Below are 26,236 nucleotides of genomic sequence, written 5' to 3'. Positions count from 1 at the left end.
ATGTCTTGAAAGGTTTAGGCGGCCAGGCGTTTCATGGCGGGTTTGCCGGCGTTCGCGGCGCCTGCGGCACCCGACTTGCCGCCAGGCATGGCGACACGGCGCGGTGGCGGCATCTTGCCGAAGTTGAACAGGCTCACGGCTTGCGACAGGCTGGCCGCTTCTTCCGCCAGGCGCGTGGCGGCCGCGGCGGCTTCTTCCACCAGGGCCGCGTTCTGCTGCGTCACCTGGTCCATGTGGGCGATGGCCTGGTTGACCTGGTCGACGCCGATGCTCTGTTCGCGCGAGGCGATGGAAATTTCCTGCATGATGGCCGTCACCTGCTTGACGGAGCTGACCACCTGCTCCATGGTGGCGCCCGCGCGGTTGACCTGCAGCATGCCGGCGCCCACCTTGCCGACGGAAATCTCGATCAGCTGCTTGATGTCCTTGGCCGCCACGGACGAGCGCTGCGCCAGGTTGCGCACTTCGCCCGCCACCACGGCGAAGCCGCGGCCCTGCTCGCCGGCACGGGCCGCTTCCACGGCCGCGTTCAGGGCCAGGATGTTGGTCTGGAAGGCGATGCCTTCGATCAGGCCGATGATGTCGACGATCTTTTTCGACGAGGTGTTGATGTCGTCCATGGTGGTGATGACTTCGGCAACGATTTCGCCGCCCTGCACGGCCACTTTCGAGGCGGCCACGGCCAGCTCATTCGCCTGCACCGAGTTGTCCGCGTTCTGTTTCACCGTCGACGAGAATTCCTCGATGCTCGACGCCGTCTCTTCCAGGCTGGCCGCCTGCGATTCCGTGCGGCCCGACAGGTCCATATTGCCGACGGCGATTTGCTTGGTGGCCACGGCCATGGTTTCCACGTTGATGCGCACGTCGCGGATGGTGGCGATCAGGTTGCTGTTCATCTGTTGCAGGGCGCGCAGCAGCTGGCCCATTTCATCCGTGCTTTCCGTTTCAAAACTGCCCGACAGGTCGCCGGCGGCAATCGCCCGCGCGCCGTTCAGGGCCTTGCCCAGCGGCTTGAGCACGGACATGCGCAAGGTGTACCAGAGGAAGACGTTGATCAGGAAGCCGAACAGGGTGGCGCCGAAGATGGCGTAATTGGTGATCTTGCCGCCGCTGGCGAACAGGCTGATGACGCACACCAGCAATTGCAAACAGTTGACGATGGAGGTGGCGGCCCAGATGCGCAGATTCAGCGACATGTGCGTCAGGTTGTGCAGCAGGTGCGCCAGGCCCGGGCGCACGATCTGCCCGTGCTTGATGACGATGTTGCCGCCTTCCTTGTTGCGGATGGCCGCGTAGGCTTCCTCGGCAGCCTTGACCTGGTCCTTGTCGGCCTTCACGCGCACCGACATGTAGCCGATGGTCTTGCCCGCTTCGCGGATGGGCGTGACGTTGGCGCGCACCCAGTAGAAATCGCCGTTCTTGCAGCGGTTCTTGACCAGGCCCGTCCAAGGCGTGCCCGCCTGGATCGAGGCCCACAGGTCGGCAAACGCTTCGGCCGGCATGTCCGGATGGCGCACGATGTTCTGGGGCGAACCGAGCAGCTCTGCCTCGCTGAAGCCGCTGACCTGGCTGAAGTAGGGATTCACATAGACGATATTGCCGTTCATATCCGTTTTCGACACGATGGCCTGATCGTCCTGGACGAGGACTTCACGGTTAGTCACTGGCAAATTTTGTCGCATGGTCGCGGCTTCCTGATCGGTTAAATGAGCAATTGGTAAGTAAGACTTGCACGATTGCAAGAATGGAGATCAGTGTAAGGAGTCGCCTGCGCAAATTTATTGATGTAGATCAAAATCCTCCAGATTGGTCGTGCTTGTACGCATTTAGCGATAGCAATGCGGCATTGTTTGAAAGGTACTGGTTGCCGGCGGCGGTTAATCCACGCCCGCCGTCAGGGGGCGCAGGTTGCCCACGGCATAGCCTTGCGCATAGTCGATGCCCAGCTCGCGGATGACGGCCAGGGTGGCCTCGTCTTCCACGTATTCGGCCACCGTTTGCAGGCCCATCACGTGGCCCACTTCATTGATGGCCTTGACCATGGCGCGGTTGATGGCATTGGTGGCGATGTCGCGCACGAAGACGCCGTCGATCTTCAGATAGTCGACGGGCAGGGCCTTCAGGTAGCCGAACGAGGAAAAGCCGCTGCCGAAGTCGTCGAGCGAGAAGCGGCAGCCCATGGCCTTGAGCTGGCGCATGAATACTTGCGCCTTGGGCAGGTTGGCGATGACGGCCGTTTCCGTGATTTCAAAACAGATCTGCTCGGGCGCAATCGCGAATTGCACGAACTGCTCGGTGATGTAGTCGTGCAAGCCCGTGTCGGCCAGCGACATGCCCGACAGGTTGACGGAATACAGGGCCGGGGTGCGGCGCCGGCTTTCGGCCAGCGCATCGAGCGGCGGCAGGCCGTCGCGCACGCTTGCGATATGCGCGCAGACGGCACGGATGACCCAGCGGTCGATGGACAGCATCATATCGTAGCGTTCGGCGGCGGGGATGAAGGCGCCCGGCAAGATCAGGTCGCCCTTGCTGTTGCGGATACGGATCAGCACTTCGTCGTGGTGTTCCGGATGGTCGCGCAGGTGCACGATGGGCATGGCGTACAGGCGGAAATAATCGTGTTTGAATGCTTCGTTCAGGCGGGAAATCCACAGCATTTCGCCATGCCGCTGCGCCAGCATGACGTCGGACTCCTGGTACACGTGCAGGCGGTTGCGGCCCTGCTCCTTGGCCAGGTAGCAGGCCCGGTCGGCCGCGCTCAGCAGTTCGCTCATGGACTTGCTGTCCTGACTGATTTCCACGATGCCGATGCTCACGCCCAGCTCGAAGCTGCGGTTATCCCAGGCGAAACGGAAATCGCGGATGGACTGGCGCAGCTGTTCGCCGATCTGGCGCGCATGGTCGAGCGGACAGTGCGGCAACAGCACGCCCAGTTCGTCGCCGCCCAGGCGCGCCAGGATGTCACTGTCGCGCATGCGGCCCTGCAGCATCTTGGCCAGCAGCTGCAGCAGCACGTCGCCGGCGCCGTGGCCGCAGGTGTCGTTGATGACCTTGAACTGGTCCAGGTCCAGGTACAGCAGCGCATGCACGTGGCCGTCCTGCTTGGCCGTGTGCAGGGCGCCGGCCACCAGGTGTTCGAATTCGCGCCGGTTGATCAGGCCCGTCAGGGTGTCGTGCGAGGCTTGCCACGACAGTTCCTGGCTCAGCTTGCGTTCGTGGCTGACGTCGCGAAACACGACGACGGCGCCGAGGATCTCGCCGTCGCGCGACCAGATCGGCGCGGCCGACTCCTCGACGGCGATGCGCCGCCCTTCGCGCGTGATCAGCTGCGAGTGAGGGGAAATGCCGATGGCCTTGCGTTGTTGCAGGCAGTGCATGGCCACGTGCTCGAGCGCTTCGCCCGTGCGTTCGTCGGCCAGCGGCATGGTCTGGCCGATGTCCAGGCCCTGCGCCATGTCGTTGCTCCAGCCCGTCAACTGCTCGGCCACGCGGTTCAGGTAGCGCGTCTTGCCCTGCGGATCGGTGGTGATGACGCCGTCTCCGATGGAGCTGAGCGTCACCTCGGCCAGTTCCTTGCGCTCGGCGATCATCAGCTCGCGCGCCATGTGCTCGGTGATATCCCAAATGATGCCCAGGGTGCGTTCGGGTTGCCCGCCGGCATCGACGAAGACGTGCGCCTTGGCCGCCAGCCAGTGTTCGCTGCCATCGGGCCAGATGACGCGGTATTGCAGGGCATAGCCGGCGCGCCGGCGCACGCCGTCCTGCAGCACGCTCAGCACCTTGTCGCGGTCGCTGGCGTACACGCAGTCGAGAAAGACGCGGAACGGCTGCGTCAGCGGGCGCTCCTCCAGGCCCAGCAAGGTGGCGCCTTTGGCCGACCAGCTGACCGTGCCGTCGATGACCTGGCCATCGACGATGCGTGAATCCCAGATCGCCATGTGCGCCGCCTCCAGCGCCATCTGCAAACGTTTCTGCTGGTCGCTCATCATCCTCTCCCGACATGGATACAGGGATAGACGCGGCGCCGGCGTTTAAGTTCCCGGCAGCTCGGCCGGCGCGGTGGCCGCGGCGCGCGCCACGTCGCGCACGTTCTTTTGCACGGCCACGGCTGCAAACAGGCTCAGCAGGAATGCCATCGCATAGAACCCCTTCTCGCTATTTTGCAGATTAGCGTTCCACAGGCCCACAGTCAATAACAGCAAGGCCAGCAGCACGGAAATCCAGCACAGGCCAAAGTAAATCCCCGTCACGGCGATGCCCTCGCTGCGGTCGCGCACGGATTTCTGCAGCGAGATGGCGGCGAACAGGCCGTACATCAGGATCGTAAAATAATAGCCCTTCTCGTTGAGGGCCATGCTGGCGTTCCACAGACCGGACAGGTAGGTGACGATGCCGATCAGCAATGCCGCCCAGGACGCGCCGATAAAGGCGCTGCTGGGGCGTGGGGCGGGGGAAGTCTGCATAAGGTCTCCATGGGCAGCGGGCGCCGCCGGCATGGCCGGGGCGGCAGGCACGGATGCGCCTGCCGCCCCATCAGACCAGAAAGTCTATTTGCTTGGCTTGATCATGCGCAACAAAGCCGACACGGCGGTGACGCCGGCCAGCACCAGGCCGCCGGCGATCAGGCCGGCCGCCGCGTTGATCAGGCTGGGCGTGACGGCGGCCAGCACGGGGCCGATGCCGGCCACGCTGCCGACCGCTTCTTCCGCATGGTGCAGCATGGCGCTGGCCCACGGCCAGCCGTGCGTCAGGATGCCGCCGCCCACCATGAACATGGCCAGCGTGCCCACGACGGACAGGAATTTCATCAGTTTCGGCGCCGCCGACACGAGCATGCGGCCAAAGCCGCGCACGCCATCCATCAGCGCGCCTGCACCCTTGCGCGCGGACAAATAAAAGCCCGCGTCATCGAGCTTGACGATGCCGGCCACCAGGCCGTACACGCCCACCGTCATGATGAGGGCGATGCCGACGACGACGGCCACCTGCTCGGCGAAGGTGGCCGCGGCCACCGTGCCCAGCGCGATGACGATGATTTCCGCCGACAAAATAAAATCGGTGCGGATGGCGCCCTTGATCTTGTCCTTTTCCAGCGCCACCAGGTCGACCTGCGGGTCGCGCAGTGCCTGCGCCAGCTCGGCCTTGTGGCTGTCGTCCGGGTGCAAATACTTGTGAGCAATCTTTTCGAAACCCTCGAAGCACAGATAGGCGCCGCCCACCATCAGCAATGGCGTGATGGCCCACGGCGCAAACGCGCTGATGGCCAGCGCGGCGGGCACGAGGATGGCCTTGTTCTTCAGCGAACCGACGGCGACGGCCCAGACGACGGGCAGTTCCCGCTCGGCGCGCACGCCGGCCACTTGCTGCGCGTTCAGGGCCAGGTCGTCGCCGAGCACGCCGGCCGTCTTCTTGGCGGCCACCTTGGTCATCAGGGAAACGTCATCGAGGATGCTGGCGATGTCGTCAAGCAGGGCCAGCAGGCTGGAGCCGGCCATCTCAGCGCGCTCCCATGGCGGTGGCAGGGAGTCGTGGAGCGAGGAAAGTGTTGTTTTTCATGATGTTATTCTTGGTTGTACGGCAAGGAAGTGTGTGACTGCGATCTTACCTCAGGGCGGGCCGGCAAGGCCGCACTGCGCGGGTTAAAATTGCTCATCATCACCATTTTTTGGACACCGCATGCACTTCGCCACCTGGATCACGTTTGTCATCGCCGCTTCCATCATCGCCGTCTCGCCCGGCTCGGGCGCCGTGCTGTCGATGTCGCACGGCCTGTCGTACGGGGTCAGAAAGGCCAGCGCGACGATTCTGGGCCTGCAGCTGGGGCTGCTGGTGGTGCTGGGCATCGCCGGCGCCGGCGTGGGCTCCCTGCTGCTCGCTTCCGAAGTGGCGTTCAATATCGTCAAGACGGTGGGCGCGCTGTACCTGATCTACCTGGGCCTGTCGCAGTGGCGCGCCAGGGTGGCCGTCACGGGCGACCTGCATGCGGCGGCCGTGCTGCCGTCGCTGCGCCGGCGCGTGCTGACGGGTTTTCTGACCAACGTGACGAATCCGAAAGGCATCATTTTCATGGTGGCGGTATTGCCGCAATTCATCAGTCCCACGGCACCGCTGCTGCCGCAGCTGCTGATCCTGGCCGTCACCATGTGCACGATCGACCTGCTCGTCATGCACGGCTACGCCTTCCTGGCTTCCTCGATGCAGCGCTTTTTCCGCGACGCGCACGCCGTGAAAAAGCAGAACCGCTTCTTTGGCGGCTTGCTGATGGCCGTCGGCACGGCATTGTTCTTCGTCAAGCGCGGTGGCCAGGCGGCATCCTGAGCCAGATGAATATGCAAACATTTGTAAGCCCGCTTGCGATGCCGGCTCGATGCGGATGTAATCGGTAGCATGTCTTCCTTGTAAGTCCTGCCTGGAGCGCTGCCATGCGTCCTATCCTGCCCTTCCCCCTCCTGAACACCGTGTGCGCCGTGCTGCTGTCGTCGGCGTGCGCCTTCGCCCTGGCGCAGGACCCGCCCGCCCGCGTGGGCCGCATTTCCACCGTCGAAGGGCAGGTGCTGGTGCGCGCCGGCGATGGCGACGCGCAAAACGCCCTGCTGAACTGGCCCGTCACGACGGATAACCGCTTGAGTACCCTGCGCGGCGCGCTGGCGGAATTTCGCGTGGGCGCGGCCGCCGTGCGCCTCGATGGCGATTCCGAGCTGGAAGTGAGCGAGCTTGATGACGACAGCTTCAAGCTGCACCTCGGCTATGGCACGGTCAGCGTGCGCGTGCGCAATCCCGATGCGCTGCGCGGCTTCGAGCTGACCACGGCCCAGGCCCGCGTGATCCTGACCCAGCCGGGCTGGGTGCGCATCGAGGCGGGGCGCCAGCCCGGCACCAGCATCGTCAGCGTGCTCGAAGGCGCGGCCGACGTGGATGGCGCGACGGGCAGCGTGACCTTGCGCGCAGGCAAGCGCGCCGAGCTGACGGACGAGGAATTACGCACGGGCGCCGTGCAGCGCATGGCGTTCGACAACTGGCCCGAAGCCTTGCCCGCCGCCGCGCCGGCCTTGCGCTATGTCACGGACGATACCACCGGCTATGAAGAGCTGGACCGCTACGGCGCCTGGCAGGAAGACGCGCAATACGGGCCCCTGTGGCTGCCGAGCAGTGTGCCGGCCGGCTGGGCGCCGTACAGCGACGGGCGCTGGACGTGGATCGCGCCATGGGGCTGGACCTGGGTCGACAATGCGCCGTGGGGCTACGCGCCCTCGCACTATGGCCGCTGGGTGTTGCTGGGCCAGCGCTGGGGCTGGGCGCCGGGCCGTGAGCGCGTGCGCGTGCCCTGGGCGCCGGCCCTGGTGGGCTGGGTTGGCGGCAATTCCGGGACCAATCACGGCCAGCGCCCCGGCGTGGGCTGGTTCCCCCTGTCGCCGCACGACCGCTACGTGCCCGGCTACCGCGCCAGCGCGGAGTATGAACGCCGCATCAACCGCGTCGCCGAGGGGCGCCGTTTCGTGGCGGGCGAACGCGAACGGCGCGAAGGCATGACCATGCTGCCGGGCGAGCGTTTTGGCGCCTCGCGCACGGTCGACGTGCCGCGCCGCAACCGCACCACCATGCCGCCGCCCGTCATGCAAAGCTTGCCGCTGAGCACGGCGCCCGCGCCGGCCGGCAACTGGCAGCGTCCCGTTGAGGCGCCGCGCGGCGACCGGGAGCCCCGGCGCGATTGGGTCAACCGCCCTGGCCGTTTGCAGACGGACGATGGCCAGACGCACCTGGCGCCGCGTCCCATGCAGCCGAACCGGCCTCCAGTGCCGGCGCAGCCGCAACGGCCTCAGCAGCCGCCCGTGCCGCAACAGCCCGTGATGCCCGCGATGCCGGCCTTGCCGCCGGTGCAAGACCATGTGGCCCGTCCCGGCTGGCGCGGCGAGGAGCGGTCCCGCGCCGACTGGCCCCGCGCCGAACGGCCGCAGCCGCGCCCTGTCATCGAGCGTCCTGCCGAGGCACCGCGTCCGGACGGCAACCGCTGGGAGCGCGCAGAGCGTGGTGAGCGCGGTGAGCGTGGCCCCCGCCGCGAAGTGCTGCAGACGGCGCCGCCGCCATCCTTGCCCGCCCCGCCGCCCGTGGCCGCCCCGCGCCCTGCGCCGCCGCCAATGCCGGCCCCTGCCGCGCGTCCGCCCCAGGAGGCGCGCAGTGCCGAGCGTCCCAATCCGCCCCGTGAACGCAACAATGAGCGCAACAACGAGCGCGGCGGTCCCGGCCGCAATGGCCGGATGCAGGAAGTGGAGCGCTGACGGCCGTGCCGTCTGTCGCGCCGTATCGACGTTCAAGCCGCAAAATGCGCAGTTCGTCACATGCCGGAGGTAAAGCCGCCGTATTTTGCTTACAGTACGACCACTGCTTATCCTCCAAGTGACAGCATCGACTTTTCCGGCTATTTTGTCTAAACGAAATAGTTTTCCGCCAGCTTACCCAGCTGGCTTTTTTTTTGCGCCAGGCCGGCGCCATGGCGGCGGGCGCATGCGCCCTCAAAGTTGGCTACAATACGTCTTTATGCAGCCGCTGCGCGCCATGCGCGGCGCGGCCTGTTCTGACCGGCACTGATTGGATTTCCTATGCAAACCACCCCACCCACCGAAGTGACGATTCCTCCCAGCGAATCGCTGATCGAGTATCCGAGCGACTTTCCCATCAAGATCATGGGCCCGACGCATGTCGACTTCGCGCCGACCATGCTCGAGCTGGTCATCAGCCACGATCCGACCTTCCATGCGGGCCGCATGGAAGAGCGCCCATCGGGCAAGGGCAATTACACGGGCCTGACCGTGACCGTGCGCGCCATCAGCCGCGAGCAGCTCGACGCCCTGTACATGGCGCTGTCGGGCCACCCGATGGTGAAGATCGTTATGTAAGACTGGCTGCCGCCACGCTGGCCCGGCTCTTCGTGAGCAGCCAGACGGCGGCAAAGGCGCCGCTGGCCGCCGCCGTCACCCACAGCAGCGGTTTTTCGCTGCCGTCCGTGATGGCGGCGATGACGGCGCCGCAGGCGGCCGTAATGGCCATCTGCACGAAGAAGAACAGGCCCGAGGCGCTGCCCGCCTGGGCGCCATACGGCTGCAGCACGGCCAGCTGGCAGGCGGGAATCGCCATGCCCACCGATACCATCACCAGCAGCATGGGCGCCACCAGCGACGCCACGTGCTGCGGCGCCAACGTACCCGCCAGCAATAGACTGGCCGCCCCCGCCACATTCAGCAACACCGCCACGCCCAGCATGTGATTGGCGCCCAGGCGCGGTCCCAGCGCGCGGAACAGGCTCGACCCCGCGATATAGCCGCTCACCGTCAGCCCGAACACCAGCGCATACGCGCCGGGCGACAGGTGCATGCCCCTTTGCAACAGCACGGATGATTCCGCGATGAACGGGAAATACGTGCAATACACACAACCGATGGCCAGCGCATAGCGCAGGAAATACGCGTCGCCCAGCAGGCGGCGGTACAGCGCCAGGGTATTGCCCTGTGGCACGACGCTGGCCGGCCTGGTTTCCGGCACCCAGGCGGCGATCAGCCACAACGACAGCGCGCCCAGCAGGCACAGCATGCCAAACACGGCGCGCCAGCCGAACGCCGCATCGAGCACGCTGCCGGCCAGCGGCGCCAGGATCGGCGACAGGCCCATCACCATCGAGATTTGCCCCAGCATGCGCGCCTGCGTGGCGGGGGCGAAGCGGTCGCGCACCATGACCCGGCCGATGATGGTGCCGCTGCAGCCGCCGAACGCCTGCAGCACGCGCGCGGCGATCAGCACGTGCACATCGCTGGTGAAGGTGCAGACGATGCTGGCGAGCACAAAAATGCCCGTGCCGGCCAGCAGCACGGGACGGCGTCCGTAGCGGTCGGCCAGCGGCCCGCAAGCGAGCATCGAGGCGGCCGAGCCGGCCATGAACAGGCTCAGGGTCAGTTGCAACTGGGCATCGCTGGCATGCAGGGCATCGGCCATGGCCGGCAGCGAAGGGAGATAGATGTCGATGCTGATGCGCGACAGGCAGACCAGCAGCAGCACGATGCCGCCCCAGGCCCATAAAGCGATGTGTTTCTGCATTGTTTTATACGATCCTTGCAAACGTGCGCCCCGCTGGCGCACCGGAACGGTGAGAGTAGGATGGTTGTGGTGTAATGCGAAGTGCCAGTCATCAGAAAATTCATTGGACCACTTGGACGATCATCATGCCGCGAGGAAAATCACCGCACGCCCTGGACTTGCCCCGCCCCACCAGCTGGCTCGACAAGGCAGGCGTCAACAAGCAGGATGGCGCGTATGAAGCGCTGCGCTCGGCCATCCTGACGAAGATGCTGCCGGCCGGCAGCCGGCTGCCATCGAGCCGCACCCTGGCGGAACGGTGGGAGTTGTCGCGTGGCACCATCGAAACCGTCTTCGACCGCCTGCATGCGGAAGCGTACGTGACGCGCGTGCCCGGTTCCGGCACGCGCGTGTGCGCCGTGGTGCCGGAACGCTTCCTGATGGCGGGTTTCGGCGACACCGCCCCGGCCGCGCCGGCCAGCGTGCCCGCGCCCGCCCCGGACACGGGCGTGCGCGACGGCTTGCCCTTCGTGGCGCGGCGCGCCGACGCCAGCCTGTTTCCCATGGCCGCCTGGTCCAAGTGCGCCACGCGGGCGCTGGCCGCCGCCACGCCGGAACAGCTGTGCAGCGCCGATCCGGCCGGCCTGCCCCAGCTGCGCCAGCAGATTGCCGATTTCCTTGCCAAGTACCGCGGCATCCGCTGCGACCCGCAAGATATCCTTGTTACCACGGGCATCCGCCACGCGATCGACTTGCTGGCGCGCAGCATCGTACGCGATGGCGACAAGGTGTGCCTGGAAGAACCGGGGTACCCGGCCGCGCGCGCCCTGTTCGCCCTGGCCGGCGCCGTGCCGGCGGATATTGCCGTCGATGCCGAGGGCATCGATTGCGCCGCCCTGGCCGCGCACACGGACGCCTGCCTCGCGTACGTGACGCCGGCGCACCAGTCGCCGCTGGGCGTGACCATGTCCGTCACGCGCCGCCTGGCCTTGCTGGAATGGGCGAACGACAGCGGCGCCTGGGTGGTGGAAGACGATTACGACAGCGAATTCAACTACCACAGCGCGCCGCTGGCGGCCCTGAAGGCGCTGGACCAGTACCAGCGCGTGATTTATTGTGGCAGTTTTAACAAGACCCTGTTTGCCGGCCTGCGCGTGGGTTTCATGGTGCTGCCGCCCGCCTTGCGCCCGCAGCTGCTGCGCATCGTGCAGTTGACGGGCAGGTCCGTGGGCGTGACGGAACAGCTGGCGCTGGCCGCCTGGATGGAGGAAGGCGCCTTCGTGCGCCATCTGCGCCAGGCGCGCCTGGCCTACAAGGAGCGGCGCGACCTGCTGCTGGCCTGCCTCGAGCAGCTTGCCCCCGGGCGTTACGCGATTTCCGGCCAGCAGGCGGGTTTTCATTGCGTGCTGTGGCTGCCGCCGGGCAGCGACGAGCGGGCGTTTTGCGCGCGCGCCGCGCAGGACGGGCTGGCGCTGCAGCCGCTCGGCGATTTTTGCCACAGCGCCAGGCTGGCGCCGGCCGTGCTGCTCGGCTACACGGCGCTGAGCCTGGCCCAGGTGCGCCACGCTGCACAAAAATTGGGCAGATTGCTGCTGCCGCCGGCGCCCGCGGCTGAATGAAACGGCGGCCTGGCTTATAATCACGGCTTCGCCGCAGCGTCCGCAGGGCGCCGGCAGCTGATTACAGAATCTGTCATGACCACCACCCGCACCGAAACGGCGCTGATCCGCGAGCTGGGCCGCGTCGATTACGAGCCGACCTTTGCCGCCATGCGCGCCTTTACCGACGCGCGCACGACGGATACGCGCGACGAACTGTGGATCGTCGAGCATCCGCCCGTATTTACTTTGGGCCTGGCGGCCGACCGCGGCCATCTGCTGGCCGGCGCGGACGCGATCCCCGTGGTACAGACGGACCGGGGCGGCGAAGTCACCTTCCACGGCCCCGGCCAGGTGGTGATTTACCTGCTGATGGACTTGCGCCGCAACAAGCCGGGCGGCAAGCTGTATGCGCGCCAGTTCGTGCATAAAATCGAGCAAGCCATCATCAACGTGCTGGCGGCGTATAATCTCGCTGGCGAACGCATCGATGGCGCGCCCGGCATCTATATTGCCGGCGGGCCAGACAAGGGTGCGAAGATTGCCGCGCTGGGATTGAAAGTGCGCGGCAACGGCTGCACCTACCATGGCGTATCGCTCAACGTGGCGATGGACCTGGCGCCGTTTTCCTGGATTAACCCTTGCGGCTATTCCGGCCTGAAGACGGTGGACATGCGCAGCATGGGCGTCGTGGCGCCGCTGGCCGAGGTGCAGCGGGCCCTGGCCCAGGAATTGACCGTATTACTCGATGTAAGCGAAGTAAACAGCGCCGCAGGCGCGCCTCAGGCAGCGGATGCCTGAGCAAACAAACCAACATGCCCGTCAAGGGCTTGCAGCCATGACTTCTGAGACCATTTCCAGCACCGCCCCCGCCGCTACTGCCGCTCCTGCGTACAACCCGAGCGAAAAGCAAAAAGGCGCCAGCAAGACTTCGCGCATCCCGATCAAGATCGTCCCGATCGAGCAGATCGAGCGCCTGAAAAAGCCGGACTGGATCCGCGTCAAGGCCGCTTCGGCTTCGACCCGTTTCTATGAAATCAAGGACATCCTGCGCGAAAACAAGCTCGTCACGGTGTGCGAGGAAGCCAGCTGCCCGAACATCGGCGAGTGCTTCGGCAAGGGCACGGCCACCTTCATGATCATGGGCGACAAGTGCACGCGCCGCTGCCCGTTCTGCGACGTCGGCCACGGCCGTCCGGACCCGCTGGACAAGGAAGAGCCGGCCAACCTGTCGAAAACCATCGCCAAGCTGCGCCTGAACTACGTCGTCATCACCTCCGTCGACCGCGATGACTTGCGCGACGGCGGCGCCGGCCATTTCGTCGAGTGCATCCAGCAAACGCGCGCCCTGTCGCCGAACACCCGCATCGAAGTGCTGGTGCCCGACTTCCGTGGCCGCCTGGAAAAAGCGTTGAATCTGTTCAAGGATGGCTTGCCTGACGTCATGAACCACAACCTGGAAACGGCGCCGCGCCTGTACAAGGAAGCCCGTCCCGGCTCCGACTACATGCACTCGCTGAAGCTGCTGAAGGATTTCAAGGCCATGTACCCGGACGTGAAGACCAAGTCCGGCATCATGGTGGGCCTGGGCGAGACGGACGAGGAAATCCTGCAAGTCATGCGCGACATGCGCGAGCACGACATCGACATGCTGACCATCGGCCAGTACCTGGCGCCATCGAACAGCCACCTGCCCGTGCGCCGCTACGTGCACCCGGACGTGTTTAAAATGTTCGAGGAAGAAGCCTATAAAATGGGCTTCACCCACGCCGCCGTGGGCGCCATGGTGCGCAGCTCGTACCACGCGGATGAACAGGCGCACAGCGCCGGCGTGGAATCGGCGCTGAATTTCTAAGCCGTTTGCGCCAGATCAAAGCCGCCCGCGATAGCGCTGGCGGCTTTTTTTTGCCTGATTGAAGTGATGTACAACATCCTGTACAATTATTGGCATGTACTTTCCATGGAGCGGTGGCACGGCATGAATATCCTGACTTTCAGCGAGGCGCGCGCGGGCCTGAAAAGCGTGATGGACGACGTCTGCAACGACCATACGCCTACGGTGATCACGCGCGTGAATGGCGAGCATGTGGTGATGCTGTCCTTGTCGGACTACAACAGCATCGAGGAAACCCTGTATTTGCTGGGCACGGCAAAGAATGCCAGCCGCCTGATGGCGTCCGTGGCGCAGATCAAGGCGGGCAAGGCGCAGCCACGAGCATTGGCGCGGCATGAAAAACTGGAAGACTGAAAACAAGCAGCAGGCGCGCGCCGCCGTGCTGGCCTGGACCGATCATGCCTGGGAAGATTATCTGTTCTGGCAAGAGCGCGACCTGAAAATCCTGCAAAAAATCAATGACTTGCTCGATGCATGCCTGGCCGATCCGTTCAAGGGCACGGGCAAGCCGGAACCGCTGAAAGGCGACCTGACGGGCTTTTGGTCGCGCCGCATCGACCGCCAGCACCGGCTTGTGTATCTGCCCGACGCGGGCTGCATCTACGTGGCGGCCTGCCGTTATCACTATGACGACAAATAGGCATTGCCCAGCCGTACCGTAACGCGGTAACGAACGTGACGCGGCTATACTGATCAATGATGTTTTAAAAACATGATTGACGGGGGAGCCATGGACGTACGCATCGACGCATCGTGGAAGGCGCGGCTGGAGGGGGAGTTTGCCCAGCCCTACTGGGAGCGCCTGGCCGCCTTCGTGAAGGAAGAGTACGCGGCGGGGCCGTGTTTTCCGCCGGGTAAAACCATTTTTCGCGCCTTCGACCTGACGCCGTTCGAGCAAGTCAAAGTCGTGATCCTGGGGCAAGACCCGTATCACACGCCGGGCGCCGCCATGGGGCTGTGCTTTTCGATTCCCGAAGGCACGCCGCCGCAGCCGAGCCTGCAGAATATCTTCAAGGAATTACAGAGCGACGTGGGCGTGATGCGCACGCGCACGGATTTGTCCGATTGGGCGCAGCAAGGCGTGTTCTTGCTCAACAGCGTGCTGACGGTGCGCGCCGGGGCGGCCGGCTCGCACGCGGCCAAGGGATGGGAAAAGCTGACGGACAGCGCCATCCGCCACCTGTCGGCCGAGCGCGAACACCTCGTGTTCATCCTGTGGGGCGGCTATGCGCAAGCCAAGCGCAGCCTGATCGACCCCGGCAAGCACCTGGTGCTGACGGCGCCGCATCCATCTCCCTTGTCGGCCAGCAAAGGTTTCTTTGGCAGCAAGCCGTTCAGTCTGACGAATGCGTATCTGCAGGCACATGGACAGAAAGCCATCGCCTGGGGATAAGTCATGACACAGTACGGCAACCGACAGCGGCAGGCGTTGCTCCCTGCCGCTGTCTTCGCGCGACTTACAACACCTGGACAGAACCGTAGCGAGCGGATGTGCGGCGTGGCCGAGAAGCGCAGCTGTGCTTTAGCACAGTGAGCATCGGAGGCCGCGCCCCACGCCGCGCAGTAGGTACTGTCAGGTGTTAAAAACTGGTGGACAGGCCGGCGTAGATGCTGCGGCGGGCGCCATACTGCGGCGCTCCCACGCCCACGCCGGAACCGTCGCGCAGCAGGTACGACTTGTCGAACAGGTTGATCAGGGCCAGGCGTCCTTCCACCTTGCCCACGGGCGTGTTCTTCCACGTGTGCGTGAGCGCCGTGTTGACGGTGAAGTAACTCGGCAAATGGCCGGAATTCGGTGCGCCGCCATCCGGCGTCATGCGCAGGCCGCTGCCGTAGAGGAAGTCAGCGCTCACTTGCGAATCGCCGAAGTGATAGTGGCCACCGCCCGACAGCGTGTATTTCTGGTCATGATCGAGGTAGACATAGTGTGTGCTGATGTAGTTCAACTCATCGGCGCCAAACAGGGCTTGTCCCGAATTGATGTTGCGACCCTGCGCCTTTTGCGTGCTGGCGTTGAGGAACAGGCCCCAGTTTTTCTCGCTGTAGATGGCGGACAATTCCAGGCCCTTGGCGTAGCCGTCCGCATAGTTGAACGGCGTCAGGATCAAAGCCTGGCCGAACTGGCCTTCGTCGAGCAGGTTATTAATCTTTTTATAATATACATCGGCCGTCACGGTCAGTTTCGAATTGACCTGGTGGCTGATGCCCACGTCATAGTAGTGCGTGCGCTCGGACTTGACGTTGTCGGACTGGCCGATTTCCGGCGCATTCGTCGTGTTCGCATACAGGTCGATGCTGGCCTGGGCGGCCAGTTCCTGCGGCGGCGGCGTGAAGTAGCGCGAATAGCCCGCGTGCAGGGCCGTGCCCGGCGCGATCTGGTAGGCCAGGTTGACGCGCGGGCTCCATTGCTGCTCGCTCGTGTAGGCCGAGACCTTGTCGAAGCGGGCGCCGTAGTTCAGGGTCAATGGCTTGCTGATGTGCCATTCATCCTGCAGGTAGACACTGGCCAGGGTGCCCGTCTTGCCGCTGTTGTCCAGAATGCTGATCGGCGTGGTGGCGGTTTGCGCCCCGTCAATACTCGGGAAGACGGCCACCGTGTTGTCGCTGCTCGTCTTCTGGCGCGTGTAGGCCAGGCCCGCGCGCACGGTGTGGTCCTGGTGCAGCTTGTAGCTGATGTCGAACTGGGCACCGGAGGCGCTGTTCGCGCGGCGCGAATCGTAGGCCACGCCGTTGTAGATCAGGTCGCCGATGGCGTCGGGCGTGAAGTGCAGTTCCGAATACTGGTGGAAGGCCGACACCTGGTAATTGACGTCGCCCAGGCTTTTTTGCAGCGACAGCACGAGAAAACGGTTCACTTCGCGCTGGTTTTCATTCAGCTGCGATGAAGGGATGCTGGACGTGCCCGCCTGCGCGTCGCTGTGGCCGGCCAGCGAGAAGCCCGGTGCCTGGTCCGGGTTGTTCGGGATCTGGAAGCGGCCGTTATACGTGCCGAACATGGCGCCCAGGCGCGTGTTGTCATCGAGGAAATACGACAGGCTGCCGAACGATTTGTTCTGGCGCGTCTTGTCGTGCAGGGCGCTGCGCGTGTCCTGCGGGTTTTCCACGCCCAGGGCATTGCCCAGGTAGCTGCCGGACAGGTAGTAATTGAACTTGCCCACGCTGCCGAAAAATTCGGCACTCGGCTCCACGTGGTCATGGCTGCCGACCATGATGCCGATGCGCCCGCCGGGCGTCAGTCCGCCCTCCTTCGTTTCAATATCGACAATGCCGGCCGTGCGCAGGCCGAACTGGGCCGGCAAGGCGCCCGTCATGAAATCCGTCTTGTCGATCAATCGCGTGTCGATGGACTGGCCGAAACCGCTGATGCTTTCGGGCAACTGCACGCCGTTGATGCGGTATTGCACGTTGGCATGGTCGTCGCGCACGTGCAGGGCGCCGGAACCTTTCGAATCCTGCGACACGCCCGGCAGGCGCAGCAGCACTTCATTGAACGGCGTGTTGTCGCCCTGGCCCAGCATGTCGACCATGTGGCTGTCGATGCTGTAGATGGTGGTGCCGACCTTCGGCGACAGTTCGATGCGCGCGCTTTTCAGATGGGCGGACGTGACTTCGACCTTTTGCATTTCCGGCGGGGCGGCATCCGTCGCGGTGCTGGCTTCGGCAGGCTCGGCGGCATGGGCGGAAACGGTAAACAGGCTGGCAAGGGCGAGCGACAGCGCGCTCAGGCGTGGTGTGTGTTGCATGGTAAACCTCAAAGATAGTCAACGCCAGGCGGCCCGGCGCGCATCAAAGTGCGGCAAGGGGCAGCCTGAAAAGGATAAAAAAACAGCGTGGAAACTACAGTGAGGCGGCAGGCGGGCCGCGCACGGGCGGCAGGACGAGGGCGGCGACGGGCGCCAGGGTAGCGGGCGCGATGGCCAGCAGGCGGTACGGCAGTAACTGGGCGGGCGGCTCGGCGATGGCCGGCGGCACGGCGATATCGGCCACCTTGTCGATGACGGTGGCGCACAGCGCGCATTCTTCCGCGTCGAGCGTCGTCTTGTGCAGGTGCGAGGCGGCCGTCGACAGCAGGAACACGAGGGCCAGCGCACTGAACAGCGCCACGCACAGCTGCCACGGCGTGCGCGCGAGGGCGGACGCCGGGTAAGGCTTGCGGGATGGCTGGCGGGAAGACATGGGCGCATAGTAGCAAGAAAATCGCCCCGCTGTCAGCGCTTGTTGCGTCATTTGCGCTGGAGCGGGCTTACAAGGTGGCGCGCAGGTCGCGCGGCGACAGGCCGTAGTGCTGGCGAAAGCGGGCCGCGAAGCGCGATGGCGAGGCGTAGCCGCAGGCGGCGGCGATGTCGGTGATGGGTAAGATGCCAGACTGCAATTCCTGCAAGGCCAGTCCCAGGCGCACGTCTTCCAGGATGGCGCGGAAATGGCGCCGCTCCAGGGCCAGCTGGCGGCGCAGGGTCGAGGCGCCCATGTGCAGATGGCTGGCAACCTTGGCCACGCTCCAGTCGGCGCCCGGGTCCAGCAGCAGCACTTGCTGCACGCGCGCGGCCAGCGGATCGCGGCGGTCCAGCAGCAGCGGGCCGCAATGGCCGCCCAGGGCCAGGGCCAGCAGCAAGCCTTCCGCCTGGTGCGCCAGCAGCGCGGGCGGTGTGCTGCCCGCCAGGCTGGCCGTCAGCTGGTCCCAGGCCAGCGCCGCGTGCAGGTCGAGCGGCACGCACAGGCTGGCCGTGGCCGCCTGGCGCAGCTGGGTATCGACGAGGCCGCCATGGCGCGCGCGGAAACGGGCGATCAGGGCCGGCGAAAAACTCAGCACTTCCGCCCGGTAGCCTTGCGCGCCGGGCAAGTTGGCCACGCCCAGTTCCTGTCCCGCCGGCATCAGCACCACGTCGTGCGTGCCGGCGCGCGCCTGGCGGGCGCCCCATTCCAGCAGCTTGGTTCCTTGCCGCACGCGGCACAGGGCGCTCTGGAAGACGGGCACGCGGCGCAGGGTTTGCGCGCGGCGCGCCTCGATGGTGCCGTGGGCGATGCGCAGCTCGATCAGGGCCACCGCCTCCACGTCATCTGCCATACAGTCCCGTCAGCTGTGCCTTGCCCAGCGCGTTGGCGTTGAGCATGTAGCCGAGCATGGCGCCGCTGGCGTGCCGGTCCAGCGGCAGTTTGTCCGTTTTCAGGGCCCAGACCGTGAGCTGGTAGCGGTGGGCCTTGTCGCCCGGTGGCGGGCAGGCGCCGCCGTAGGCGCTGTCGCCGTAATCGTTGCGCCCTTGTACGGCGCCGGCCGGCAAGGTGGCGGTTGTCGTTCCCGCAGGCAAGGACGTGGTGCTGGTTGGCACATTGAACACGCTCCAGTGCCACCAGCCGCTGCCCGTGGGCGCGTCCGGGTCGTACAGGGTGATGGCGTAGCTTTTGGTGCCGGCCGGCGCGTTGCTCCACGACAATTGCGGCGCCAGGTTGCCGCCCGTGCAGCCGAAGCCCTGGAATACTTGCGCGCTCGCCAGGCGCTGGCCGGGGGCGATGTCGCTGCTGGTCACCGTGAAATCGGCGGCGTGCGCGCCCAGTTGAAGAGCGAGGCCCAAGGTGGCGGCGAGGAAGCGGGAGGCGGTCATAATTTTCCTTTCGATAAGTATAGGGGAAAGTGTATGTCGCGCAACATAACCGCGCGATGCCGATGCGCTCGCTGATGGTGCCGAAACGCTCGTTTTCTCCTATTTCCGACGTTTGCATGAGCGTGTTGTGTGGTTTGCCGCTTTCTGACCGCGCATGATTTTCACTGTCGGGCTTTCATGCTATCGTTCCGCAGCCTAAATTTCCCAAAGTTTCCATGTCCCGACGCCCGATCAAGTGGTTGCTCAGCAAACTGCACCTGTACGTGGGGCTATGGTTCGGCGCCCTGTTCGTCCTGCTGGGCTTGACCGGTTCCGCCATCGCCTGGATGCCGGAACTCGACGCATATCTGAATCCCAATTTGTTGCAGGCGAGCACGCCCGCGCCTGGCCAGGTGTTCCAGGTGACGCCGCGCACGCTGCAGGCGGTGGTGGATGGGCTTACGGCCGACCCCGCCTACGGCAAGCCGAGCCAGCTTAATCCGCCCGCCGATGCGCGCGACGTGTACGTGGCTTCGTACCGCCAGGCCGGCAAACCTTCTGCCTTCAGCCAGGCCATCGTGCGCCAGGTGATGGTCGACCCCTACACCCTGCAAGTCAAAGGCGAGCGCGACTGGGGACGCTTCGGCCTCTCGCGGCCATTGCTGATGTCGGGCATGTTTCATTTGCACCGCTATTTACTGTCCGGCGACGTGGGCAAGACCATCACGGGCATTTCCGGCGTGGCCCTGCTGCTGATGGCCATGAGCGGCATCTACCTGTGGTGGCCGCGCCTGCAGTGGACGGCGATCCGGCGCGCCCTGACCGTGTCGCATGGCGGCTCCTGGCCCCGTTTCAATTACACGTTTCACAAGGCGGCGGGCTTCTTTGCCGCGCCCGTGCTGGCCGTGATCGCCTTTTCCGGCATCTATTTCAATTTGCCACAGCTGGTCGTGCCCCTGGTGGAGCTGGTGTCGACGGTGCCGGACACGGCAAAACTCAAGAATGTGCAGCAGGAGGGCGCTCTGCTCGATGTCGGCCAGGCCATGGCCGCCGCGCAGCAGCTGTTTCCGCAGGCGCGCGTGTCGCGCATCGTGCTGCCGGCCAAAAAGGACCAGCCGTACGACGTGCGCGTGCGCCAGCCCGGTGAAATTGCCCACGGCGACGGCGCCACGCGCATCACCCTCGATGCGCGCAGCGGCTCGCCCCTGCGCATACGCGATCCCTTGCGGGCGCCGGCCGGAGACGTTTTCCTGGGCTGGCAATTCCCCCTGCATTCGGGCCAGGCATTTGGCGTGGCCGGGCGCGCCTTCATTACGCTGTTCGGCCTGATGCCCTTGCTGTTCCTGCTGACGGGGACCCTGGTGTGGTGGAAACGGCAGCGCGGCCGGAAATAAGCGGCGGCCAAACCGTTGCCGGAAAAATTGCTATCATCATAGTATTTTCCGGCAGCCTTGCCGCTGTCCGGCATGACCACGACAACAAGGAAAAGCAGAGACCATGAGCAATCCCGACATCACCGTAGCAATGTTGAATGAACGCGGCACGGGCCGCCTGCCCGGCCACCTGGGCATCGTCATCACGGCCGTGGGCGACGGCCAGCTGACGGCGGAATTGCCCGTCTTGCCGCATCTGCTGGCGCCGAACGGCTACCTGCACGCGGGCAGCGTGGTGACGCTGGCCGACACGGCGTCCGGCTATGGCTGCATCGTCAACCTGCCCGAGGGCGCGACGAATTTCACCACCATCGAGCTGAAATCGAACCACCTGGGCACGGCCCGCGAAGGCACGCTCACCTGCACGGCCAAGGTCGAGCACAAGGGCCGCAACACGCAAGTGTGGGATGCCGTGGTGAAAAGCAAGGAAACGGGCAAGACGATTGCCCTGTTCCGCTGCACGCAGATGATTCTGTACCCGAAGTAAGTTATTGATAGCGTATCAACGTCTGACAAAACCGTAGCGAGCGGAAGGGAGAGGTGGCTAAGAAGCGCAACCGTACTTCTAGTACGGTGAGCATCGCAGGCCGCCTATACCGACGCGCAGTAGGTTTGGTCAGGCGTTATCACATTTTTACCCAGTTACCTTTATACAAAATCGGTCCCGTCGGCCCGTCCGGATTCGGCGAACCGCCTTTCGGCTCCAGGGTGACGGCCAGCAGGGCCACGTCGCTGCCGAGGGCGCGCTGGGACAGGGCCAGTTTCACGTTGCCCTTGTCGGCGAGTAAACCCAGGGAGCGCGGGTTGCCGCTCTTCGGCACGGCCCATAGTTCCAGGTCGCGGTCGGCAGGCACGGGCGCGTTGGCCACCATGCGCACCTCGAGCGCGCCGTGGCGGCTGTCGGCCGTCAGCAGCAGGGCCGTTTGCGCTTTTTCGTCCGTCAGGCTGGCGACATAGCTGATTTGCGGCGCGTCCATCACGCGCGTGGCCAAGACGATCACCAGCAGCGCGGCGATGGCGCTCGAGGCCATGCCCAGGCCACGCCAGAACGACAGCGCATCGCGGAACCAGGACCAGCCGCCCTGCGGCGCCAGGTGCAGGCGCTGTTCGATCTGCTGCCACACGCGCTTGGGCGCCACCACGGGCGTGGCGAATTCCGCCATCGGTTCCAGGCGCTGGCGCCATTCGGCCGTGATATTGCGCAAATCGGCGTCGTTGTGCAGCCAGCCTTCGAAACGCCGCCGCGCGCCCCCTTTCAGGGTGCCCAGCACGTATTCGGACGCCAGTTTCTGGCGCAGCGCGTCATTGCCGCGGATATTCATGATGCCTCCCGTTTCGCCAGGCACGTGCGCAGCCGTTCCAGGCTGCGGCGTATCCACGTCTTCACGGTGCCGATCGGCAGCGACATCTGCTGCGCCACTTCGCTGTGCGACAGGTCGTGATAGAAGGCCAGGGCGACCACCTGCCGGTGCAGCCCTTCCAGGGCCGACATGCAAAACGCCAGCGCCTTGGCGTCACCGCTCAGCTGCAGTGATTCGATCGGCGTGGCCTGGGGGTCCCGGAGTGCATTCATGACTTCGCTATCAAACTGTTCGGCATCGATTTCCACGGTATCGTCACTGCGCCGCAGCACATCGAACGCCTTGTTGCGCACGATGGTGGCCATCCAGGTCATCGGCGCGGCCAGATGGCTCTGGTAAGCGGCGGCGTTGTTCCAGATGGCGACGAACCCCTCTTGCAAGGCTTCTTCAGCGAGCTCTTGCTTATGCAATATACGCAGCGCGAAGCCAAACAGTTTCGATGATGTGGAGTTATATAGCTGGCGGAACGCCGTGGCGTCCTTGTTCCCGGTGGCAAGCAGCCAGGCTTTGAGTTGCTGCGGGTCAAGCGATTGAGCGGCTGGGGACACGGCTGGCCTTCACAAGGTGAATGGGATCACGCAGGGGAAGGTTATAACAGTTTGGCAACACTTGGCAACAGGGTTTTGTGCCGTGCTGGCAGGCGGGCTTGCGCTGGATCAGCCGGCGATGGCGGTTTCCAGCAGCTTGTGCAGTTCGGCAAATTCCGGCTTGCCCACATAGCGCTTGAGGATCTTGCCCTGCTTGTCGAGCACGAAGGTGGTGGGCGTGAGGGCGACGTCGCCATAGGCCTTGGCCGCCTCGCCCGTCACGTCGAGCGCCACCTTGAACGGCAGCTGGCGCGTTTCGGCGAAGTTCAGCACGTAGTTGGCCGGATCGTATTTCATGGCCACGGCCACGAATTCCAGTCCCTGCCCCTTGTACTTGTTGTAGGTGTCTACCATTTCCGGCATTTCCGCCACGCAAGTGGTGCACGAGGTAGCCCAGAAATTGACCATCACCACCTTGCCGCGCAGGCTGGCCGAGGTGATCTTCTCGCCATGGATGCCGTGGAAGGTCACGTCCGGCGCGCTTTGCTTGTCGTTCAGCGACAGATAGCCGGCCGCCGCCACGCCCGCCACGAAGACGGCGATCAGGGCGGGCTTGATCCAGGACTTGCTGGCGGAGGGCGAAGTTGACATGGCGAAGTTTCACTAATGTAGGGCAATGATGCAGCCATTATAGTCGCATCATCACCCAGGCGCCGTAGGTCAAACGGCGGAGGCGCTTATTGCTGGACCGTATCGCTGACCGTGTTCGTCGTGCGCTGCTGCGGCGGATCGGGCTGCAATTGCTTCAGTTCCGCTTCCGAAATGTAGTCGAACAGCTTGACCACTTTCTGCACGCCGCCCACGCCGCGCGCCACGTCGGCCGCGACCGTGCCTTCGCGCTGGGTCACGCGTCCCATCAGGAAGACGGTGGCGTTTTCCGTGACGACCTTGAACGAGGCGGCCGAGATGGTTTTCATGTCGACCAGGCTGGCTTTCACCTTGGTGGTGATCAGCGCGTCGTTCGAGCGCGAGGTATAGCTGGCCGGGCCGGCGATGATCAATTCATTGGCCACCGATTCCACGCCTTCGATGTTGCGCACTTCGCGCTCGACGGCATTTTTCATCGCCTCGTCGCGCACTTCGCCCGTCAGCAGGACGCGGCGGTTGAAGCTGGTGACATTCACGTGGCCCACGTCGCCGACGATGGAGGGGATGCGCGATTCGCCTTTCAGGGCGATCGACTTGTCTTCGGTCTGGGCGCCCAGGGTGCGGCGGTCCGCCGCGGCAACGCCGCCCATCACCGCGCCGCCGACCATCAGTTCGATGCAGCCGGTGAGCGAAGTGAGCATGGCGCCGCACAGCAGTGCGGTGGCCAGCGGGCGTTGTATGCGTTTCCAGCCTGGGCCAGTACCGAATTTAGTCATTCACGTCTCCTCCGAATAGCGCGACGTCGATGCCGTCGCAGATGCAATGTATGGTGGTCAGATGGACTTCCTGGATGCGCGCCGTGCGCTCGGCCGGCACGCAGATATGCACGTCGGCGTCCGTCAGCATCTTGCCGATGGCGCCGCCGTCCTTGCCCGTCAGCGCCACGACGCGCATTTCGCGCTCGAGCGCCGCTTCCACGGCGGCCATCACGTTGGCCGAATTGCCCGACGTGGAGATGGCCAGCAGGATGTCGCCGGCCTGGCCGAAGGCCTGCACCTGCTTCGAGAAGATCTCGCGGTAGCTGTAGTCGTTGGCCACGGCCGTCAGGATCGACGTATCCGTCGTCAGCGCCAGGGCCGGCAGCGGAAAGCGCTCGCGTTCGAAGCGTCCCACCAGCTCGGCCGCGAAATGCTGGCAGTCGGCGGCGGAACCGCCGTTGCCGCAAGCCAGGATTTTGTTGCCGTTGGACAATGCATAAAACATCAGGTCGATCGCCTGCGCAATGGGTTGCGCCAGTACGGTAGCGGCCTGGATCTTGAGTTCGGCACTTTCGTGGAAGTGCGAGAGGATGCGTTGATTATTCATAGTCTGCCGATTATAGTGCAGGCGCGCGGCATGGCGGACAAGCACTGTTAAAAATGCTTACATATCGAGGATGTTCTTCAGCCAGCTGATGCGCCCGCCGTCGATGGCCAGCGCGTCGAAGCGGCACGGCGGCACGATTTTTTGTCCCAGCAGCCAGGTTTGCGCGGCCACCGCCATGCGCCGCTGCTTGGCTGGCGTGATGCTGGCCAGGGCGCCGCCGAAGCTGGCACTGCTGCGCAGCCGCACTTCGACGAAGACGATGGCGGCGCCATCGCGCATGATCAGGTCCAGCTCGCCGCCCTTGCACAGATAATTGCGTTCCAGCAGCACCAAGCCTTGCAGCAGCAGATACGCGAGCGCATCGTCTTCCCCCTGCCGTCCCCGTTCCCGTTTGTTCCAGAAGGGCGGCATGGCGGTGTCCTTATTGTACCGGCGGCGCGGCCGGCGGGGCCGGCGGCCAGGTGCCCAGCACGCCCTGCTGGTAGGTGGCAGCCTGTTCCGTGCGTTCGAACACGCTTTGATCATTCTCAAAGCGCACGGCCAGGCGGCCCGTCACGCCATCGAGCGTGAATGGCGCGTTCGGCCGCAGCGCCACTTCGCGCGCCACGCGGAAGGCGTCGATGCCCAGCGCGTACAGGCGTTCCATGTCGGCCGTCAAACGGGCGTCCGCCGGTTGCGGCGGCTGCGGATACACCATCACTTGCGGATGGTCGCGCCGCACCTGCCATGGCAGGTCCAGCAGGCGCGCGCCGTCGAGTTCAGGCCCGCTGGCGCCGCGCCCGGCGCCGGGGTTCAGTGATGAGGTGCCATACAGGGGCAGATCGCTGCCGATGGCCACGCGCAGCTGGCGCGCCTGGTCGGCGTCCAGCGCGGCAAACAGCAGGCCCGGCGGCGTGGCGGCCAGGCGTGCGCGCAGCTGCACCAGTTCCGCATCGCTCAGGTAGCCATTCGTGGCCGTCAAGTCCATCGCATCGACCTTGCCGCCCTGGCGCAGCCATTCCTGCTTGAAGGCGGCGCTGATGCGGCGCTGCGAGGGCGAACCGGCCGACAGGATCAGGGCGCTGGCGCCCGGCTGTTCGCTGGCGGCCCAGGCGGCGACCTGGCGCGCTTCCGCCTCGATCGACAGGCCCATCACCAGCAGCTTGGCCGGCAGGCGCGCCTCGCCGCGGTTGTCCGGGTGGTTCAGGGCGATCGTTGGTTTACGCACCAGGTCGCTGTTCGCCACGGCCGTCACCGCCGAGCGCGACAACGGCCCCACGACGATGTCCTGTTCCTCTTGCGCCTGCGCAAACTTGTTCAGGACGTCGGTGCTGCCGTCGCCCGTGTCGATCACCGTTACTTCGAAGCCGCTGCGGTCGCGCTCGTACGCGGCCATGAAGCCGGCGCGCAGCAATTCGGCGGCCGGGCCCAGGGACGGGGAGCGCAGCGGCAGCAGCAGGCCGATGTGGTGCAGATTGCCGTCGGATGGCGCCGGCGCCGTGGCGGCCGGCATGTCCTGCGGCGTGCCCGTGGCCGGCTTGGTGGTGATGGGCGCCAGCGGGGCGCCGCTGCCGTCATAGGCGGTAATATCGGGCACGGCCACGGCAAACGTCACCGGTTCGGGCGCGGGCGGCTTGGGCGGCACGGGAGGCGGCAGCGGCTTCGGTGGCGGCAGCGCCCTTGTGTTAGATTCAATAGGCGCGCACAATTGCCCGGGCGCGTCGCAAGGCGTGCTGCAAGCGCTCAGCATGCCGGTCGCGGCACAAACAAGCAGTAACTTCACACTA

Annotated in this window: 27 protein-coding genes; 11 read left to right on the top strand and 16 right to left on the bottom strand. The window is 65.0% G+C overall.

All coding sequences use genetic code 11. From position 1 onward, the window contains the following. Window positions 1-14: 14 nt before the first annotated feature. From AC1RJW_RS06265 to AC1RJW_RS06250, 4 genes are all read right to left on the bottom strand, one after another. A complete protein-coding gene (locus AC1RJW_RS06265; protein ID WP_493044259.1) occupies window positions 15-1,682 on the bottom strand; it encodes a methyl-accepting chemotaxis protein in 1,668 nt (555 codons plus the stop codon). A 195-nt stretch (window positions 1,683-1,877) separates the two neighbouring features. After that, entirely contained in the window at window positions 1,878-3,986 is a 2,109-nt protein-coding gene (locus AC1RJW_RS06260) for an EAL domain-containing protein (RefSeq protein ID WP_493044258.1), read from the bottom strand. A gap of 45 nt (window positions 3,987-4,031) precedes the next feature. Beyond that, window positions 4,032-4,463 (bottom strand): inner membrane protein YiaA, encoded by a 432-nt coding sequence (gene yiaA / locus AC1RJW_RS06255; protein WP_493044257.1) that lies wholly within the window; start codon window positions 4,461-4,463, stop codon window positions 4,032-4,034. A gap of 84 nt (window positions 4,464-4,547) precedes the next feature. Further along, window positions 4,548-5,495, bottom strand: coding sequence for a DUF808 domain-containing protein (locus AC1RJW_RS06250; RefSeq protein ID WP_493044256.1), 948 nt, complete (start codon window positions 5,493-5,495; stop codon window positions 4,548-4,550). A 181-nt stretch (window positions 5,496-5,676) separates the two neighbouring features. On the opposite strand from AC1RJW_RS06250, the gene AC1RJW_RS06245 reads away from it, so the two are divergent. The 3 genes from AC1RJW_RS06245 (at window position 5,677) to AC1RJW_RS06235 (ending at window position 8,894) form a co-directional block, all read left to right on the top strand. Beyond that, complete coding sequence (locus AC1RJW_RS06245) at window positions 5,677-6,318, top strand: LysE family transporter (RefSeq protein WP_493044255.1); 642 nt, start codon at window positions 5,677-5,679, stop codon at window positions 6,316-6,318. A 104-nt stretch (window positions 6,319-6,422) separates the two neighbouring features. Further along, window positions 6,423-8,276, top strand: a complete 1,854-nt coding sequence (locus tag AC1RJW_RS06240) for a DUF6600 domain-containing protein (RefSeq protein ID WP_493044254.1) — start codon at window positions 6,423-6,425, stop codon at window positions 8,274-8,276. 321 nt (window positions 8,277-8,597) lie between these two features. Beyond that, window positions 8,598-8,894 carry a DUF493 family protein gene (locus AC1RJW_RS06235; protein WP_070257888.1) on the top strand — a complete coding sequence of 99 codons (297 nt, stop codon included), beginning with the start codon at window positions 8,598-8,600 and terminating at the stop codon, window positions 8,892-8,894. Here AC1RJW_RS06235 and AC1RJW_RS06230 read toward each other — a convergent pair. Then, complete coding sequence (locus tag AC1RJW_RS06230; protein ID WP_493044253.1) at window positions 8,887-10,086, bottom strand: multidrug effflux MFS transporter; 1,200 nt, start codon at window positions 10,084-10,086, stop codon at window positions 8,887-8,889. The two genes, AC1RJW_RS06235 and AC1RJW_RS06230, sit on opposite strands and share 8 nt — an antisense overlap. Before the next feature lie 125 nt (window positions 10,087-10,211). Between AC1RJW_RS06230 and pdxR the strand changes: the two genes are divergently transcribed. The 6 genes from pdxR (at window position 10,212) to ung (ending at window position 14,950) form a co-directional block, all read left to right on the top strand. Further along, on the top strand, window positions 10,212-11,684 hold the full coding sequence (gene pdxR, locus AC1RJW_RS06225) for a MocR-like pyridoxine biosynthesis transcription factor PdxR (RefSeq protein WP_493044252.1): 1,473 nt from the start codon (window positions 10,212-10,214) through the stop codon (window positions 11,682-11,684). Between the two features lie 75 nt (window positions 11,685-11,759). After that, window positions 11,760-12,464 (top strand): lipoyl(octanoyl) transferase LipB, encoded by a 705-nt coding sequence (gene lipB, locus AC1RJW_RS06220; protein ID WP_219887747.1) that lies wholly within the window; start codon window positions 11,760-11,762, stop codon window positions 12,462-12,464. Window positions 12,465-12,501: 37 nt separating this feature from the next. Next, window positions 12,502-13,518: a lipoyl synthase gene (gene lipA / locus AC1RJW_RS06215; RefSeq protein WP_489629362.1), complete on the top strand. Its 1,017-nt coding sequence runs from the start codon at window positions 12,502-12,504 to the stop codon at window positions 13,516-13,518. A gap of 123 nt (window positions 13,519-13,641) precedes the next feature. Continuing rightward, on the top strand, window positions 13,642-13,911 hold the full coding sequence (locus tag AC1RJW_RS06210) for a type II toxin-antitoxin system Phd/YefM family antitoxin (protein ID WP_493044251.1): 270 nt from the start codon (window positions 13,642-13,644) through the stop codon (window positions 13,909-13,911). Further along, on the top strand, window positions 13,892-14,197 hold the full coding sequence (locus AC1RJW_RS06205; protein ID WP_493044250.1) for a Txe/YoeB family addiction module toxin: 306 nt from the start codon (window positions 13,892-13,894) through the stop codon (window positions 14,195-14,197). The genes AC1RJW_RS06210 and AC1RJW_RS06205 overlap by 20 nt, the downstream gene beginning before the upstream one ends. A 90-nt stretch (window positions 14,198-14,287) precedes the next feature. Next, window positions 14,288-14,950, top strand: a complete 663-nt coding sequence (gene ung, locus AC1RJW_RS06200; RefSeq protein ID WP_493044249.1) for a uracil-DNA glycosylase — start codon at window positions 14,288-14,290, stop codon at window positions 14,948-14,950. A gap of 187 nt (window positions 14,951-15,137) precedes the next feature. On the opposite strand, the gene AC1RJW_RS06195 is transcribed toward ung, so the two are convergent. The 4 genes from AC1RJW_RS06195 to AC1RJW_RS06180 form a co-directional block, all read right to left on the bottom strand. Further along, complete coding sequence (locus AC1RJW_RS06195) at window positions 15,138-17,300, bottom strand: TonB-dependent receptor (RefSeq protein WP_493044248.1); 2,163 nt, start codon at window positions 17,298-17,300, stop codon at window positions 15,138-15,140. A gap of 94 nt (window positions 17,301-17,394) precedes the next feature. Continuing rightward, window positions 17,395-17,733 (bottom strand): hypothetical protein, encoded by a 339-nt coding sequence (locus tag AC1RJW_RS06190; protein WP_493044247.1) that lies wholly within the window; start codon window positions 17,731-17,733, stop codon window positions 17,395-17,397. 67 nt (window positions 17,734-17,800) lie between these two features. Further along, window positions 17,801-18,622, bottom strand: a complete 822-nt coding sequence (locus tag AC1RJW_RS06185) for a helix-turn-helix transcriptional regulator (protein ID WP_493044246.1) — start codon at window positions 18,620-18,622, stop codon at window positions 17,801-17,803. Beyond that, window positions 18,612-19,157: a YbhB/YbcL family Raf kinase inhibitor-like protein gene (locus AC1RJW_RS06180; RefSeq protein WP_493044245.1), complete on the bottom strand. Its 546-nt coding sequence runs from the start codon at window positions 19,155-19,157 to the stop codon at window positions 18,612-18,614. Before AC1RJW_RS06180 ends, AC1RJW_RS06185 begins: the two co-directional genes overlap by 11 nt. A gap of 215 nt (window positions 19,158-19,372) precedes the next feature. Between AC1RJW_RS06180 and AC1RJW_RS06175 the strand changes: the two genes are divergently transcribed. Next, a complete protein-coding gene (locus AC1RJW_RS06175) occupies window positions 19,373-20,530 on the top strand; it encodes a PepSY-associated TM helix domain-containing protein (RefSeq protein ID WP_493044244.1) in 1,158 nt (385 codons plus the stop codon). A gap of 103 nt (window positions 20,531-20,633) precedes the next feature. After that, on the top strand, window positions 20,634-21,056 hold the full coding sequence (locus AC1RJW_RS06170) for a PaaI family thioesterase (protein ID WP_070288962.1): 423 nt from the start codon (window positions 20,634-20,636) through the stop codon (window positions 21,054-21,056). Between the two features lie 139 nt (window positions 21,057-21,195). Here the strand turns inward: AC1RJW_RS06170 and AC1RJW_RS06165 are convergent, their stop codons facing one another. From AC1RJW_RS06165 to AC1RJW_RS06135, 7 genes are all read right to left on the bottom strand, one after another. After that, window positions 21,196-21,891 (bottom strand): anti-sigma factor, encoded by a 696-nt coding sequence (locus tag AC1RJW_RS06165; RefSeq protein WP_493044243.1) that lies wholly within the window; start codon window positions 21,889-21,891, stop codon window positions 21,196-21,198. Next, entirely contained in the window at window positions 21,888-22,478 is a 591-nt protein-coding gene (locus tag AC1RJW_RS06160) for a sigma-70 family RNA polymerase sigma factor (protein WP_493044242.1), read from the bottom strand. Before AC1RJW_RS06160 ends, AC1RJW_RS06165 begins: the two co-directional genes overlap by 4 nt. Before the next feature lie 108 nt (window positions 22,479-22,586). Continuing rightward, window positions 22,587-23,108, bottom strand: coding sequence for a peroxiredoxin family protein (locus AC1RJW_RS06155; RefSeq protein WP_493044241.1), 522 nt, complete (start codon window positions 23,106-23,108; stop codon window positions 22,587-22,589). A gap of 86 nt (window positions 23,109-23,194) precedes the next feature. Then, window positions 23,195-23,881, bottom strand: a complete 687-nt coding sequence (locus AC1RJW_RS06150; protein WP_493044240.1) for a BON domain-containing protein — start codon at window positions 23,879-23,881, stop codon at window positions 23,195-23,197. Beyond that, window positions 23,874-24,470, bottom strand: coding sequence for a phosphoheptose isomerase (locus tag AC1RJW_RS06145; RefSeq protein ID WP_034752465.1), 597 nt, complete (start codon window positions 24,468-24,470; stop codon window positions 23,874-23,876). The genes AC1RJW_RS06150 and AC1RJW_RS06145 overlap by 8 nt, the downstream gene beginning before the upstream one ends. A gap of 57 nt (window positions 24,471-24,527) precedes the next feature. Beyond that, window positions 24,528-24,881, bottom strand: a complete 354-nt coding sequence (locus AC1RJW_RS06140) for a YraN family protein (protein WP_493044239.1) — start codon at window positions 24,879-24,881, stop codon at window positions 24,528-24,530. Window positions 24,882-24,891: 10 nt separating this feature from the next. After that, window positions 24,892-26,094: a penicillin-binding protein activator gene (locus AC1RJW_RS06135; protein WP_493044238.1), complete on the bottom strand. Its 1,203-nt coding sequence runs from the start codon at window positions 26,092-26,094 to the stop codon at window positions 24,892-24,894. Window positions 26,095-26,236 lie beyond the last annotated feature (142 nt).

Source organism: Janthinobacterium sp. GW822-FHT07A03 (genome assembly GCF_058798815.1).
This window is presented reverse-complemented; position numbering and strand designations above follow the sequence as displayed.

Excerpts from the sequence above, each read along its gene's own strand:
- AC1RJW_RS06265 (WP_493044259.1), bottom strand. The coding sequence starts at position 1,682 with ATGCGACAAAATTTGCCAGTGACTAACCGTGAAGTCCTCGTCCAGGAC.
- AC1RJW_RS06260 (WP_493044258.1), bottom strand. The coding sequence starts at position 3,986 with ATGAGCGACCAGCAGAAACGTTTGCAGATGGCGCTGGAGGCGGCGCAC.
- yiaA (WP_493044257.1), bottom strand. The coding sequence starts at position 4,463 with ATGCAGACTTCCCCCGCCCCACGCCCCAGCAGCGCCTTTATCGGCGCG.
- AC1RJW_RS06250 (WP_493044256.1), bottom strand. The coding sequence starts at position 5,495 with ATGGCCGGCTCCAGCCTGCTGGCCCTGCTTGACGACATCGCCAGCATC.
- AC1RJW_RS06245 (WP_493044255.1), top strand. The coding sequence starts at position 5,677 with ATGCACTTCGCCACCTGGATCACGTTTGTCATCGCCGCTTCCATCATC.
- AC1RJW_RS06240 (WP_493044254.1), top strand. The coding sequence starts at position 6,423 with ATGCGTCCTATCCTGCCCTTCCCCCTCCTGAACACCGTGTGCGCCGTG.
- AC1RJW_RS06235 (WP_070257888.1), top strand. The coding sequence starts at position 8,598 with ATGCAAACCACCCCACCCACCGAAGTGACGATTCCTCCCAGCGAATCG.
- AC1RJW_RS06230 (WP_493044253.1), bottom strand. The coding sequence starts at position 10,086 with ATGCAGAAACACATCGCTTTATGGGCCTGGGGCGGCATCGTGCTGCTG.
- pdxR (WP_493044252.1), top strand. The coding sequence starts at position 10,212 with ATGCCGCGAGGAAAATCACCGCACGCCCTGGACTTGCCCCGCCCCACC.
- lipB (WP_219887747.1), top strand. The coding sequence starts at position 11,760 with ATGACCACCACCCGCACCGAAACGGCGCTGATCCGCGAGCTGGGCCGC.
- lipA (WP_489629362.1), top strand. The coding sequence starts at position 12,502 with ATGACTTCTGAGACCATTTCCAGCACCGCCCCCGCCGCTACTGCCGCT.
- AC1RJW_RS06210 (WP_493044251.1), top strand. The coding sequence starts at position 13,642 with ATGAATATCCTGACTTTCAGCGAGGCGCGCGCGGGCCTGAAAAGCGTG.
- AC1RJW_RS06205 (WP_493044250.1), top strand. The coding sequence starts at position 13,892 with ATGAAAAACTGGAAGACTGAAAACAAGCAGCAGGCGCGCGCCGCCGTG.
- ung (WP_493044249.1), top strand. The coding sequence starts at position 14,288 with ATGGACGTACGCATCGACGCATCGTGGAAGGCGCGGCTGGAGGGGGAG.
- AC1RJW_RS06195 (WP_493044248.1), bottom strand. The coding sequence starts at position 17,300 with ATGCAACACACACCACGCCTGAGCGCGCTGTCGCTCGCCCTTGCCAGC.
- AC1RJW_RS06190 (WP_493044247.1), bottom strand. The coding sequence starts at position 17,733 with ATGTCTTCCCGCCAGCCATCCCGCAAGCCTTACCCGGCGTCCGCCCTC.
- AC1RJW_RS06185 (WP_493044246.1), bottom strand. The coding sequence starts at position 18,622 with ATGGCAGATGACGTGGAGGCGGTGGCCCTGATCGAGCTGCGCATCGCC.
- AC1RJW_RS06180 (WP_493044245.1), bottom strand. The coding sequence starts at position 19,157 with ATGACCGCCTCCCGCTTCCTCGCCGCCACCTTGGGCCTCGCTCTTCAA.
- AC1RJW_RS06175 (WP_493044244.1), top strand. The coding sequence starts at position 19,373 with ATGTCCCGACGCCCGATCAAGTGGTTGCTCAGCAAACTGCACCTGTAC.
- AC1RJW_RS06170 (WP_070288962.1), top strand. The coding sequence starts at position 20,634 with ATGAGCAATCCCGACATCACCGTAGCAATGTTGAATGAACGCGGCACG.
- AC1RJW_RS06165 (WP_493044243.1), bottom strand. The coding sequence starts at position 21,891 with ATGAATATCCGCGGCAATGACGCGCTGCGCCAGAAACTGGCGTCCGAA.
- AC1RJW_RS06155 (WP_493044241.1), bottom strand. The coding sequence starts at position 23,108 with ATGTCAACTTCGCCCTCCGCCAGCAAGTCCTGGATCAAGCCCGCCCTG.
- AC1RJW_RS06150 (WP_493044240.1), bottom strand. The coding sequence starts at position 23,881 with ATGACTAAATTCGGTACTGGCCCAGGCTGGAAACGCATACAACGCCCG.
- AC1RJW_RS06145 (WP_034752465.1), bottom strand. The coding sequence starts at position 24,470 with ATGAATAATCAACGCATCCTCTCGCACTTCCACGAAAGTGCCGAACTC.
- AC1RJW_RS06140 (WP_493044239.1), bottom strand. The coding sequence starts at position 24,881 with ATGCCGCCCTTCTGGAACAAACGGGAACGGGGACGGCAGGGGGAAGAC.